This is a genomic window from Vibrio sp. TBV020 (genome assembly GCF_046056895.1).
GTDB lineage: Bacteria > Pseudomonadota > Gammaproteobacteria > Enterobacterales > Vibrionaceae > Vibrio.
On sequence record NZ_JBEEAQ010000001.1, the window covers coordinates 449755 to 463631 of the forward strand.

The 13877-nt window shown below is 43.3% G+C and carries 12 protein-coding genes; 5 read left to right on the top strand and 7 right to left on the bottom strand.

Annotated features, from left to right (window positions below):
- Positions 1-60: 60 nt before the first annotated feature.
- The 5 genes from AAFX28_RS01845 to AAFX28_RS01865 all read right to left on the bottom strand — a co-directional run bounded on the left by AAFX28_RS01845 (position 61) and on the right by AAFX28_RS01865 (position 7907).
- Entirely contained in the window at positions 61-1008 is a 948-nt protein-coding gene (locus AAFX28_RS01845; protein ID WP_408685107.1) for a glycosyl transferase family protein, read from the bottom strand.
- Positions 1005-1889, bottom strand: coding sequence for a uroporphyrinogen-III C-methyltransferase (cobA, locus tag AAFX28_RS01850; RefSeq protein WP_408685109.1), 885 nt, complete (start codon positions 1887-1889; stop codon positions 1005-1007). The genes AAFX28_RS01845 and cobA overlap by 4 nt, the downstream gene beginning before the upstream one ends.
- Positions 1890-1899: 10 nt before the next feature.
- Entirely contained in the window at positions 1900-4515 is a 2616-nt protein-coding gene (locus AAFX28_RS01855; RefSeq protein WP_408685111.1) for a molybdopterin-dependent oxidoreductase, read from the bottom strand.
- Between the two features lie 272 nt (positions 4516-4787).
- Positions 4788-6233 (bottom strand): ATPase RavA stimulator ViaA, encoded by a 1446-nt coding sequence (gene viaA, locus AAFX28_RS01860; RefSeq protein ID WP_408685112.1) that lies wholly within the window; start codon positions 6231-6233, stop codon positions 4788-4790.
- A gap of 9 nt (positions 6234-6242) precedes the next feature.
- Positions 6243-7907, bottom strand: a complete 1665-nt coding sequence (locus tag AAFX28_RS01865; protein ID WP_408685114.1) for an ATPase RavA domain-containing protein — start codon at positions 7905-7907, stop codon at positions 6243-6245.
- Between the two features lie 273 nt (positions 7908-8180).
- Here AAFX28_RS01865 and AAFX28_RS01870 point away from each other — a divergent pair, with 273 nt between their 5' ends.
- The 3 genes from AAFX28_RS01870 to AAFX28_RS01880 all read left to right on the top strand — a co-directional run bounded on the left by AAFX28_RS01870 (position 8181) and on the right by AAFX28_RS01880 (position 10125).
- The gene (locus tag AAFX28_RS01870; RefSeq protein ID WP_408685116.1) at positions 8181-8705 is read left to right on the top strand and encodes an NUDIX hydrolase; all 525 of its coding nucleotides are present in this window, start codon (positions 8181-8183) and stop codon (positions 8703-8705) included.
- Between the two features lie 12 nt (positions 8706-8717).
- Positions 8718-9722 carry a low-specificity L-threonine aldolase gene (ltaE, locus tag AAFX28_RS01875; protein WP_408685118.1) on the top strand — a complete coding sequence of 335 codons (1005 nt, stop codon included), beginning with the start codon at positions 8718-8720 and terminating at the stop codon, positions 9720-9722.
- Between the two features lie 91 nt (positions 9723-9813).
- On the top strand, positions 9814-10125 hold the full coding sequence (locus AAFX28_RS01880; RefSeq protein WP_408685119.1) for a c-type cytochrome: 312 nt from the start codon (positions 9814-9816) through the stop codon (positions 10123-10125).
- 60 nt (positions 10126-10185) lie between these two features.
- Here the strand turns inward: AAFX28_RS01880 and ppiC are convergent, their stop codons facing one another.
- A complete protein-coding gene (gene ppiC, locus AAFX28_RS01885) occupies positions 10186-10545 on the bottom strand; it encodes a peptidylprolyl isomerase PpiC (protein ID WP_408685121.1) in 360 nt (119 codons plus the stop codon).
- Between the two features lie 114 nt (positions 10546-10659).
- On the opposite strand from ppiC, the gene AAFX28_RS01890 reads away from it, so the two are divergent.
- Together AAFX28_RS01890 and AAFX28_RS01895 are read left to right on the top strand one after the other, a co-directional pair.
- Complete coding sequence (locus tag AAFX28_RS01890) at positions 10660-11568, top strand: chemotaxis protein (protein WP_408685123.1); 909 nt, start codon at positions 10660-10662, stop codon at positions 11566-11568.
- A 192-nt stretch (positions 11569-11760) separates the two neighbouring features.
- Positions 11761-12777, top strand: coding sequence for a GGDEF domain-containing protein (locus AAFX28_RS01895; protein WP_408685125.1), 1017 nt, complete (start codon positions 11761-11763; stop codon positions 12775-12777).
- A 79-nt stretch (positions 12778-12856) separates the two neighbouring features.
- On the opposite strand, the gene AAFX28_RS01900 is transcribed toward AAFX28_RS01895, so the two are convergent.
- Positions 12857-13789, bottom strand: coding sequence for an exopolyphosphatase (locus AAFX28_RS01900; protein WP_408685127.1), 933 nt, complete (start codon positions 13787-13789; stop codon positions 12857-12859).
- Positions 13790-13877: the final 88 nt, after the last annotated feature.

Below are 13877 nucleotides of genomic sequence, written 5' to 3' on the forward strand. Positions count from 1 at the left end.
GACTTAGTAAGAGACATAACAAGGAATGTGCCAAGATAAAGAAAGGTGATATGTTATCGATTAACGGCAGTAGTCAGCCCACAATGTGTAAGCTTTTTCAAATGAACGCTCAAGGTCATTCAATTCTGCAAAGAGTGTCGCCGCGATTGTCGATACAACCGTGTTAGCCATCATGTTCAAGTTTTCTTCTGAGGTGCCAAACACACAGTTCTCTGGTAATGGGATATCCGTCAGCATACGTTCTGTCCAATAGTGGGACTCAACACCTCTTGGTGTGCTTACCCAGACTGTTTGGCTTACCTTAGGGTTGTATTCAGCTTCACCCGATTGCCCCTTGAACGATACAACCGCATGACGAGTTAAACCCACCTCACTCTCAATGTCAGCATGTAATTGCTGGAATCCTGGGTGAAAACTTCCTCGTAAGCCAAGCTTGGCTCCACCGGGATTTAGCGCTCTTACAACCGTATTGATAGGTGTACGCAAGCCATAGCGATTCTTCCAACCAATCATTGTCTCTGCTTGAGGCGCAAAGTGTTTTAGTGGCAAGTAAGCAATACCCTTTTGCTCAAGAAGTTGTTGAGCATGCTCCGGTGAATCAGCCTGCTCTACATTGAGCTTATCTAAATAATCTTCTGCGTGCAGGCGCCCAGCTGGTCGATCGTGATAGCCATGTAGCAGTACTTTATAACCACTGTCAGCTAGAATCTTGGCCGCTAATAAATGCCAAGGTTGCCCTGCATTTTGTCGTTTACCTGCGTAACAAGGCCAGTCTATATCGGCACCTAAATTAGGTACACGTGATTGGAAGGCTTTAACAAACCCTGCAATTTCCTGTTTGGTTTCGTTTTGAACGCGAATAAGCATCAGCAACATCGCCATCTGATCATCACCACTGTGACCATCAAGATATTCATCCATGACCTGATAAGCTTGGTCAAACGTGAGGGGCTTTCGTCCACGCTCACCACGGCCTACCGTGCGAATACATTCCAAAATTGTGCTCATACTACCTCTTGAGAAATAACTGACTCGACGGTCTTTTCTAGTTCTTCTCGCAGTGTGACTACTTCGCCTAAGATAATCAATGCTGGACTGACGCCTTTTAGCTCGTTTGCTTTTGAAGTAAGCATCTCTAAGGAAGAAATATGCACCTTCTGTTGGCGACTACACCCATGAGTAATCACAGCAAGTGGGAAGTTTTCACTGAGTCCATGTTCAATCAAGCCCTTTTGTATATCCTCCGCCTTCTCTAACCCCATATAAAAGACTAATGTCTGACCGGCCCCGACTAACTGGGCCCAAGCGGGTAATGCTCCTGTTACCACTTGGCCTGTGACAAACGTAACGCTTCTTGCCAATTCTCGGTGAGTTAACGGAATCTTTGCTGAGGCCGCGCAGCCTATTGCCGCTGTTATGCCTGGGATCACTTCGAACTCGATATTGTGCTTCGCCAATGTTATGCCTTCTTCACCACCTCTACCGAAAATAAATGGATCCCCACCTTTTAGCCTGACGACTCGCTTCCCTAACTTGGCAAACTCCACCAAAATCTGACTGATCTCTTGTTGTTTTAGGCTTGGTTGACCACATCGCTTACCGACATAAATATGCTGACAGTTAGCACTTGAGAAATCCAGAATGTCTCGATTCACTAATCGGTCAAAGACAATCACTTCTGCTTGTTGGATCTTTTTGAGCGCTTTCACCGTCAGTAGCTCTGGATCGTTTGGCCCAGCGCCAATTAAATACACTTTCCCACATTTTGAGGGGATGGAATTTGAATCAATAGATCCAGTTTTTTGATACTCAATACGATGGTGACTACTAAAACCAGCACTACGAAAACTGTGGTCTGAGCCTTCTAGATGTTGAATATGTCTCTGCATGACATCTCTCCTACTTGGCAACAGCTATTGTTTGAAAATGTGCGTCCACTAGTCGTTCCACCTGTGGTAAACACGAACCACAATTACTCCCGCATTTCAGCGATTTGGTAAGCTGTGGTACAGAGTGACACTCACCACTTTCTAGCGCTTGGGTTATTTGTTTGTCAGTGACTCGAAAACAACTGCATACTATTTGGCTAGCGTCATAATCCGCTGCCATGGCCAATAACGACGAGAAGTTCAACGGTTTTCCGATTAGATCGCTCAATTGGTCTATGTTCACGGTGACCGGTAATTCAGAAACAACAAGCAATGAACGTAAAACAGTTTGCGCCCCTTGCTGCCCGTAACCTACACATAACCAGCCAGACTCAATATCAAGTACAACTTTGCGTTGCGATTTTAAATCTCCAAATTGGCTAATATCCGCCTTTGTAATCGGAAGTTTGTCGGCAAAACGCCACACTTCAGCACGCTCAGCACTTTGATACGACTGATAGATAAAGTTTCGAGAACAGAACTGATTGCCGATATACAAGCCGTATGCTTTAGCGCGAACAGGGAATAGATCGACCTCTTGCGACTTAAATGCTGGTTGGCCAGAATAAGGATCTGCATCGCGGCTTAAAGCATCGTTAACCAGACTATCGCCTCCGAACTTTCCAGCCCAATGCATAGACATAAATAGCTGCTGCTTGGTTAATGAATCATCCTTAACCGCTTTTGCAACTACACCGTATTTCGTTTCAACATTGCGAACTTCAATTAACTCACCGCTATCAATGCCGTGAAACATAGCAGTGTCCGAATGAAGATAAACTGTAGGTTCAACCTCGGAGGCTGCAAGATGAGCGATATGGCCAGTGCGAGTCATGGTGTGCCACTGGTCACGTTGGCGTCCCGTGTTTAGCCACAAAGACGTGTTATGAATAATGGTAGAATCGCTTGGTACAATAAATCTTGCTTTGTGATCGGCAAAGCTAAACTTTCCATTAGCAAACGGAGATGAGCCTCCCCACTGCTTGGGTCGCCACTTTTGGTATTCCTCATCGCTAATTTCGGCATACTCTGACAAATCAAATAGCAAGGTCGAGTTGCGATTAAGGCCTGTCATAGCCGCATACTCTCTAAACACGGCTGCTTCAGTGTCAAAACTGAATCCATTTACCACACCGAGTAGTCTACAAAGCTTCTCTCCCACTTCTTTAATCGCTCGCCAATCAGGTTTTGCTTCCCCTTTCGGCTCCATAAACTGTCGTTGACGAGTCAGCATTCTCTCTGAATTTGTCACCATACCTTGTTTTTCACCCCAACCAGCGGCAGGTAAAAGCAGGTCGGCGTACTGAGCTATGTCAGAGTCACCGGTAATATCCGATACAATGACCAAGGGACATTTCTCTAATGCACGTCGTATAAACTGACTGTCTGGCATAGACACCACCGGGTTAGTGGCCATAATCCAAATGACCTTTATGTCTCCGCGCTCGACCGCTTCAAACATCTCTACTGCTTTTAAGCCGGGCTCAGTAGCAATGCGTGGTGTTTGCCAAAACTTGGTGACAAGCTCGATGGATTCCTCATCAAAGCCCCTGTGAATCGCCAGTTGATTGGCTAGCCCTCCTACTTCACGCCCTCCCATTGCATTCGGTTGGCCTGTAATAGAGAAAGGCCCTGCACCTACGTAGCCAAGCTTCCCGGTTGCAAGGTGTGCGTTGATGATGCTATTGCCTTTATCTGCCCCACTTTTGGATTGGTTAACCCCTTGGCAGAACAAAGTGACGGTTTTCTTCGTTGTCGCGAACCATTGATAAAACTGCCTAAGCTGTTCTTGGGGAAGCTGCAGGACTTCACCTAAAGCGGGAATAGAGTAACGTTGAGCTTGTACACCTTGCGCTAGCTGGTCGAAGTCTTTTGTGTGATTTGCAATATACTCTTGGTCGAACATACCACTATCGATACAGTAACGAAGTAAACCATTATAGAGAGCGATATCACCATCATTGGGAATCGCTAAGTGTAAATCTGCTTGTTGCGCGGTAACGGTCTCACGAGGGTCGATAACGACTAACCTCAACCTTGGATTACGCTGTTTCGCTTGTTGAATTCGTCGAAACAGTACTGGGTGTGTCCAAGCAGTATTAGCGCCACAAATAACAATAAGGTCGGCCTCATCAACGTCAGCGTAACTCACTGGCACAATGTCTTCGCCAAAAGCACGATTATGGGCAACAACCGCAGAGGACATACAAAGGCGGGAGTTTGTATCTATATTGGCACTACCCACAACCCCTTTCATAAATTTGTTGGCCAGATAGTAATCTTCCGTGAGCAACTGACCAGAAACATACATGGCAGTAGAATTTGCTCCCTCCGCTTCGATAGCGTCAAAGTAGGCGTTGGCAATAATATCTGTCGCTTTATCCCAGCTTATTTCTTCACCCTGCATTTTGGGATATAGAAGTCGCGATGGCATTTCGAGGCTTTGTGCCAAAGCTGTTCCTTTGACGCATAACGCTCCCTGGTTAGCTGGATGTTGTTTATCACCAACAATACCTAGTTGATTGACCTCAACTCCACAACCGACTCCACAATATGGACACGCTGTTTTAGTACAATCCTTTGTCATTAGTGCTCCTTAAAACGACAAAGCCTCTCCCAGTGGGAGAGGCTTCGCTGCCTATGACGTTGTTATATGTATACTGCACTAGAGCGTGCAATTTACTCAGAGCAATTTGAGTGCCAATGAACAATAGTCTTATTAATCATACAGTTACTATTTTGCAACTTCCTCACTTGCACTGATTAAGTGCAAAGTAGAGTCATTCGGTGCAACATTGCTTAATAAAAAAGGAGCTAAATTTAGCTCCCTGATTGCTTTTGGTTCATCGCGCCAAACAACTACCATTTTTTCATTAAGCGACCGACTAGGTTTGGATGGTAAGCCCAACTGTGGTCGAACATCGACATCAATTCTGGATTCCCATATTTAGACAAACTGATAGCATGAAATCGGTTTTTAGTTTTCTTTAGTTGCTCTACTTTTTCCAACATCTCATCAGACTGTTTAGGTGCGATAAAGTCAGAAATTACCACCATGTCAGCGTTGCGGTATTTGTCACCGCTCATAAGATCAATAGACTTCATCAGTACAGGCTCAAGGTCTGTACCACCATGGAAACTATAGGTTAGGAAGTCACTAGCTTCACGTAGACCATCTTGTTTAGTTAACTCGTAAGTAATCTGCTCAGTAGAGAATAGAATCACGTAACAGTCGCGATCTTCTGCCAATGCTATCTGCATCAGCGCATAGGCCATTGCTTTCGCACATTGTTCAGGGAAACCACTCATGGAGCCTGACGCATCGACACAGACAATAAATGGTCCTTTTTCGACATCCGCTTGTGCATTATCAGGACGCTGAGCACTCACTTTACGTAAGGTACGAGACTTACCTTGCATCTTGTAATTCATGAGGCGTTTATCCACCAAATGCTTATAGAACACGACCTCAAGCTCGGGGTATGCCAAAAACATGGTTTCATTCGGCAACAACTTGTTTAAGTCGTCACCTTCATGAATACCAACAATATCATCGGTGGCCTGATCGGATTTTTCCTCTACAACTTGCGGTTCTTCAAGTGGGGCTTTATTCAGGTCAGGATCATTTACCTGACTTGCCATACGGCCAAGTTTTTCAGCGATCTCTTGCAAGCCTTTATTCTTCGATAAGAACTCTGCATGACGCTTCATGACGGTTAAGTCTGTCTTGCTTAAGCGGGCTGATGCCATATCCCACAAGCGGCCAACACTACCTTCATCACCACTTTCCGTCACTTTATCCATGTTTTTCATGGTTTCCATGCGTTGGTAGAGATCCTTAAGTACTTTCTCTTTGTTGGCTTCTAATTCGGAAAGTTGTGCTTGGCGAATAGCATCTGAAAGGCTTTGATACCACTGATCACAGAAGTAATGTGGGAACATTGGGTTGTTGAGCCCTTTGTTCTTTTCCATCAAACGGCGAGCCTGGAGATAGAACGCAGAGTGCCATTCGAGCTGTTTGATTACTTCTGGAATTTTGTCAAAGAACTCGGCTTCATTCCAATGGATAACTTCTTGGTACAGTGCTAGCTCTTGCTTAAAACGATCCGTTTCACATACTTTAGTGATGCGCTTTTTGACACTACCACGCCATTTGAGCAAATGGTTTTTCACCGATGATTTTACGCCTCGGTTTTCAGCCACTGCCATCATTTGAGAGCGCGCCATAAGATCATTGACTGCTGAATCGATCATTCCTGAATCAGCAATCATTAAAACAAGATTTAGTCCGTCAGCACCTAGCATCCAGTTCTCCTATGCAAAGAATTGATCTAAGGTTTTAAAACGGAAAACAATGCGTTCACATTCCGCTTTCGTTGATTCAAGAACTTGTTGTAAGTTCTGTAAGCTCGACTCCATTGCTCGCGGCAATTCTTGGTCGACAAACCCATGAGGCAAAGCACCATGAAAGTTAGAACGCACTCGTAACAAATGATGCTCAGCGTGTTCTAGTTGCGCCATCGCTTGTTGAGACTTAGTGAGCCATTCTTGATAAAGACCTTCATCTAGGCCTTTGTTTGTCACAATAGAAACAAGGACCGCTCGGTTGGCAATATCTTTGATAACAAGGTTATTTGCCGCATCCATATCAAAACGTAAGCGAACTAGAGTCGTGTTGGTGTTTACATAACCGTAAACATCTCCATGACCCTCTTTGATCACGCGTTCTAGTTCATTCTTAGGAACATAAACCCAGCGGCTATCACCTTTTTCCGACTCAGTCACTGACATGTTGCTCTGTAACAGCACCAATTTGACGAGGTCGAAGGCAGAACCTACTTTGTAGCTCTTCGCATCCGACATATCGTAGCTATGCACTTGTTTCTTGATAAGTCCTGTCGTCGACTCCATTGACAGCATAGTGCCGAACTCAGCTTCAAGCTCTTCTTGAATGTCGGTTAACTCTTCACGGCATAAGGTAATTTGTTGCTCAACATCTTGCTGATCAAAGGCATGATTCAGAGCAAAATCTCTGATCACTTTACGAACAATGTCACGTGACTCTGGGCTATTCCACAAACAGTCTTGTAACAGCAAAATATCAAGCGGGTTAATGGCATCTCGACCATTAAAATAAGCACTCGCTTTAAGTAACTTAACCGCTTTTTTCCAACGGCGATCGGACACGTACATATCCGTATCGGCTGCGTCTAACCCACTCTCAGCTGTCGCGGCAGATTCAAGCAATGTTTTTAGCTCGTAGAGTTTTTCAAACACATCATTCCCCAGCTCTAGTTGCTCAAGTTCTGATTGCCATTGGTGATACTCTTGATCAGTAATTGCTAAACCTTCAGGAATCGTTGCTTCTTGTGGTGTGCCCACTGTAAGCATTGATTTAAAGTTTTGCTTGTCTTGAATTCGGTTAACAAACACGCGTACTAACATACGGTCGTATAGTGCTTCTAAGCCACTGTCTTCATCAGGTAGTTCATTCGATGCTGAAACCAATAGACGCATCGGCACACGTTCAATCTCGTTACCATTCTTGAACGTTTTTTCGTTCACAACAGTCAGTAGTGTATTCAAAATAGCAGGGCCGGCTTTCCAAATTTCATCAAGGAAAACAACCTGAGCAGTAGGTAGATAACCGTCAGTTAAGCGAACATAACGACCATTATCTTTTAATTCTTGGATACTAAGCGGACCGAATACCTCTTCAGGGGTTGAGAAGCGAGTCATGAGGTATTCAAAGTAAGAGGAGTTATCGAAAGCTTGGATTAGGCGCTTAGCAATTAAACTTTTAGCGATACCAGGAGGCCCTAATAAGAAAACACTTTCACCAGCGAGAGCCGCTAGTAGGCAGAGTTTAATCGTTTCTTCACGCTCATACACGCCGTCAGCCAAAGCTTGAGCGAGTTTGTTGATTCTCTCAGAGAGTAACGCTTTTTGTGAGTGAGAAACTCGACTCTGATTGATCATTTATTGCGTTCTCCTAAGCTGTTTAAATACGTCTGCGTATGAATAAGTTTATACAATTGTTATTACTTTGTTACAAGTGCAATTTCAATTCTGACAAGCATTTATATCAGAACCCCTATTTACGTAACGCATTGAAAACAATGTTTGCAGTTTTGGGATTCAGGTCACTCATCGTACGGCGTAAAGTTACTCACATGTTACTGAGATGCTTTAACTGCAACGGCATTGTCTGTAATGTAATGGCTGTCTATTGCTAGGGCATGTTTAATAACAATGAAAACGAAAGTAAAAACCCTCCATACTTGGAAACGTATCTCTCTTATTGAGGAAGATGTTTCTCTGCCAAATGGTAAAAATATTTCTCATACAACAATTTCTCACCCGGGTGCAGCAGTGATCCTTCCAATTGATGAAAATGGACACATCATTGTTATCAATCAATTTCGACCTTCACTTAAGAAATGGTTATTGGAATTGCCAGCAGGAACATTAGAGCATGGGGAGCCTGCCAAAGAGTGTGCTCATAGAGAGTTAGAAGAAGAAACTGGTTACAGCGCTGAAACCATGATATCTCTAGGACAAGTAACACCACTCGCAGGTTTTTGCGATGAGTTGCAGCATTTATTTGTAGCGAAAGACCTCAATTTGACCCGTCGTTATGATTGTGACGACGACGAAATCATTGAAGTGATTTCGCTTTCAGTTGAACAACTGGAACACAAAATAATCAGTGGTGAAATCACAGATGCGAAAACCATCGCATGTTTAAGTAAAGCAAAGCTGTGCGGATATATTTAGGAGATTAAGATTATGGATTTTCGTTCTGATACGGTAACAAAACCGACAGAAGCGATGCGTAAGGCAATGGCAGAAGCACCCGTTGGTGATGATGTCTACGGTGATGACCCTACGGTAAACGAATTAGAACAATGGGCTGCTGAGCGCCACGGTTTTGAGGCTGCACTATTCACTACTTCAGGAACGCAAGCCAATTTGCTTGGCCTGATGGCCCACTGTGATCGTGGCGATGAGTATCTATGTGGTCAACAAGCACATAACTACAAATATGAGGCAGGCGGTGCGGCCGTGTTAGGCTCTATTCAACCTCAGCCTATCGAGAACAATCCAGACGGTTCACTTGATTTTGATAAATTGAAAGCTGCTATTAAACCTGACGATAGCCATTTCGCACGCACAAAACTGTTGAGCCTTGAAAACACTATTAACGGTAAAGTGCTGCCTTTAAGCTACCTCGCACAGGCTCGAGAGTTTGTAGATGAGAATGGTCTGTTGCTGCATCTAGACGGGGCTCGTGTGTACAACGCAGCGGCAGCTCTTGATGTTGACGTGAAAGAAATCGCACAACATTTTGATTCAATGACTATCTGTCTTTCAAAGGGTTTAGCGGCACCAATCGGATCACTATTACTGGGTAATAAAGAATTTATCGCTAGAGCAAGACGTCTACGAAAAATGGTGGGCGGCGGTATGCGTCAAGCAGGTATTTTAGCCGCTGCTGGTAAGCTAGCACTGACGGAACAAGTTTCGCAGCTAAAAGTAGACCACGCTAACGCTAAACTACTAGCAGAACGTTTGTCGCAGCTTCCTGGCTTTAAAGTGAATACCGATTTTGTTCAAACCAACATCGTATTTGCTAAGCTTGATGACTCGATTGATATTGTTGATATTGCAACCAAGCTGGCAAGCGAAGGTATTACGATTTCTCCAGGAAACCCTATCCGTTTCGTCACTCACAAAGACATTACTGAACAAGATATCGTGACATTTACTGAGAAGTTAAGTAGCTACCTTTAACTAACGGAACATTGATCTCACCTATTGAGCTTCCCCTAAGGGGAAGCTTTATTCTAAGTGCATCAAGGATTATCAATTAGGTTTAAACTAGATGATACGTGTGCTACTTCTACTCTCAATCATCCCTTCTGTCACTCTCGCAGATACCTCGTTTGGTGATGCAGAGCTTGGTAAAGTAAAAGCTCCTAGCTGTATTTTTTGTCATGGTGTAGATGGCACGGCAAGCAATCCATCTTACCCAAACATCAAAGGGCAGAACCCTCAGTATCTATATCAGTCAATGAAAGACTATCAAAACGGGAACCGACAAGGCCCACTTGCCGAAATGATGAAAGCACAACTATCACGATTGAACGACGATGATCTCAAGGATATCGCCGCTTACTTTTCTAGCCAGAATTAATATCTATGATACAAAAACGCCTTCGACAATATCGAAGGCGTTTTTAACTGAGCGATTAACTTAAGTACGGTATAAAACCTTAACGACGTGCCAACCGAATTTCGTTTTTACTAGGTGAGGGACGAGTGTCTCGCCTGAAAAGCAAACTTTATCGAATTGAGGAACCATTTGACCACGACGGAACTCACCAAGATCTCCACCCTTTTTTCCTGAAGGGCAAGTCGAGTATTTCTTCGCTAAGGTCTGAAACTTTGCGCCTTTCTTTAGCTGCTTGATGATGTCTTCTGCTTGCTCTTTGTGTTTGACCAAAATATGAAGAGCGGCTGCTGTGTTAGCCATGCTGGTGCCTCGTAAAATATGACTGTGTTGGCGCGGATTGTACCGGATTATAATGAGATCTTCATCCAAGCAATTTCCCATCCGAGTAAAAATCTACTCACGGCGAGAAAAGAACCTCTCGAAATTGATCAACATCCATTGAACATCAAATCAATTCCGCTACCATTGAACTAAGACAATTGAGAGAAAACCTTTATGGCGAAACCGGTTAGCAAAGCAAATCAATCCCAAGGCATGTTGATGTTTACCTTAACTCAAAGTAAACAGCTCTTTGCCATAGGCACGCTAAAGGTCAGGGAAATTGTTCCTTTTCAGGTAACCACTCAAATCCCTTACTCTCATCATCATGTCGTTGGCACAGTATCATTGCGTGGTAAAACTATCCCAGTCATCAATATGCCCGCAGCGATTGGCTTTCGACCTATCCAACCAGAAGAATACCAATCTTGCTACCTTATCGTGACAGACTGCTTGCGAACTGTTGTTGCGTTTATGGTCCGTTCAATTGAAAAGATAATCGAATGTGATTGGAAATCTATTGAGCCAGCACCTGAAACCGTTGGTCATAACGTGTTTGTTACTGGCATTACTCGCTTTGAAGATAAAATCGTACAAATGCTTGATGTCGAGCTATTGCTTTCAAAAATATACCCTCAGTATGAATCAACAAACATCCCAATGTTGACCGATATTGAACGTGAACGATTAAAAGCTCTGAGTATTTTGTTGGTCGACGACTCATCAATCGCCCGCAAACAGCTTTCGGATGCATTAGACAGCATTAATATTCCTTATCAAATCTGCAATAACGGTATCGACGCCTTACAACTGATGCGCCACGATGCTCAGAAAGGTAACCCAATAGATTTGTTGGTTAGTGATATTGAAATGCCTGGTTTAGATGGTTATGAGCTGGCTTTCGAAACCCAAAATGAAAGGGAACTCAGTAACAGTTACATCATACTGCATACCTCATTATCGAGTGAGATTTGCCTCGATCGGGCAAAACAGGTTGGAGCACACGAAGCGTTAGAAAAATTCAACGCAGGGGATCTAATTAAAGCCATGCTAAGAGGTGCGAACCAATTAGAACCTACGCTTTAATAAATCATAAGTATTTGAGTATTAGAATTAATCTAACTGAACATTTTGCATACAGTACCTAAAATTAACTTATGGTATTGTTCATAGACTCTATCAATTGATGAATACAAATTGATATAAGATCATGCATCTATAAGTGAGATCCGCTAATCTTACTGTATAGGATGTCTAAACAAGAATTGTTAATAAGAAATGACAGACGACGACTTTAAAAAATCGACAGCTAATCTAAAAAAAGCTGTACCTCTCATGATGAAGAATCACGTAGCTGCGACTCCTGCAAACTACGCTCTTTGGTACACATACGTCGATAACGTTATCCCACAACTGAATCGAGAGCTTGATGGTGTCATTGAAAATTATGGAATCTGCCCTCCGGCTGTAGGCGAGCAACTCTATAACAACCATATTGCTAGCCGAGCTGAAACTGACATGAACGATTTGCGTGCAAATGTCGAGATCCTCGTTAATGAAGTAGCAAACTCGATGTCCGATACACTATCGGATACTTCTCAGTTCTCTCAAATGATTGATAAGAGCTTCAACAGTCTAGAGCGCGTAGACGATGAATCGATGTCTCTAGAAGAAGTGATGAAAGTCATTCGCCAGCTCGTTGTCGAGTCACGTGAAATTAGGCATTCGACACGCTTCCTGAATAACCAACTAGAAAGTGCTACTAAAGAAATTAACCAGCTAAAAAATCAGTTGGCTGAAGTTCAGCAAGATGCATTGTTCGACTCGCTTACGAGTCTATATAATCGTCGCGCATTCGATGGTGACATAAATACCCTTTGTCGCTCTGAACAAAAAATGTGCCTTATTCTAGCGGATATCGATCACTTCAAATCTTTCAATGACACGTATGGACACTTATTTGGTGATACCGTCATCAAAGCCATTGCGCGCCGCATACAGCTAAGTTGCCGTGATGGTATCCATGCTTATCGTTTTGGTGGCGAAGAATTCGCACTAATTGTTCCAAATAAATCTCTGCGAATTGCACGTCAGTTTGCTGAAAGCTTGAGACGTGCAATTGAAAAGCTGTCTATCAAAGACAAACGAACTTCTGAACAAGTCGGCAATATCACTATCTCGTTAGGAGTCGCTGAGTTACAACCTGGCGAATCTTCTGAGTCTCTTATCGAACGTGCAGACAAATTACTGTATGAAGCCAAAGACCTTGGACGTAACCGAGTCATGCCTCTTTAGCTTCAACCGATACATACTCAAGTAAAAAGCCCCTACGATTGCTCATAGGGGCTTTTATTTTTATACAGATACGGAGAAATTAACCGTCAGCGGTAATCGCTGCAATAAGCTCTTGCTGAACTTGCGCTGCCTTATCATTTTCAATCTGACAAGTCCCTGCCGCTTTATGGCCACCACCGCCATACTTCAGCATTAGTTCACCCACGTTAGTTTTTGAACTGCGGTCGAAGATCGACTTACCGGTAGCGAAAACTGTATTTTGCTTCTGGAATCCCCACATCTTGTGGATAGAGATATTACAATTCGGGTAAAGCGCATAAATCACAAATCGGTTACCCGCATAGATCACTTCTTCATCAGTGAGATCTAAAAAAACCAGATTGTTGTGGACGGTTGCACAACGCTGAATTTGCTCTTTGAATAAATTTTCATGCTCGCGGTACAGCTCAATACGCTCTTCTACATCTGGTAGTGCAAGGATCTCTTCAATAGAATGGTTTTTGCAATACTCGATTAGATCCATCATCAAGTTATAGTTCGAGATACGAAACTCTCGGAAGCGTCCAAGACCTGTGCGAGCATCCATTAAGAAGTTAAGTAAATTCCAACCTGTAGAGTCTAAGACTTCATCTCGGTTAAATTGGGCAGAATCTCCCTTATCAACCGCTTCCATCATATCTAACCACTCTTTAGGGAACGTGTCTTCACCGCCATAGTATTCCCAAACAACACGCGCTGCAGAAGGAGCATCAGGGTCAATAATGTGGTTTTGTCTTTCACCTTGATTGCGGATCGTTTCTGAAAGGTGATGGTCAAATACCAAATGCGCATCTTGCACATAAGGTAAGTTAGTCACAATATCATTGGAAGTAATGTCAATGATTCCATCTTGCATATCTTTAGGGTGAACAAACTTAATATCGTCAATGAGGTTGAGCTGTTTGAGCAATACTGCGCAGACTAAGCCATCAAAATCACTACGAGTTACAAGTCGATATTTTTGTTCCGACATCAGGCACTTCCTATGCTTAGATTGAGATATTTAAAGTATAAGATACCTTATTATAACTGATGAAAAGGTTTCAAGCGTTGTTCCATTA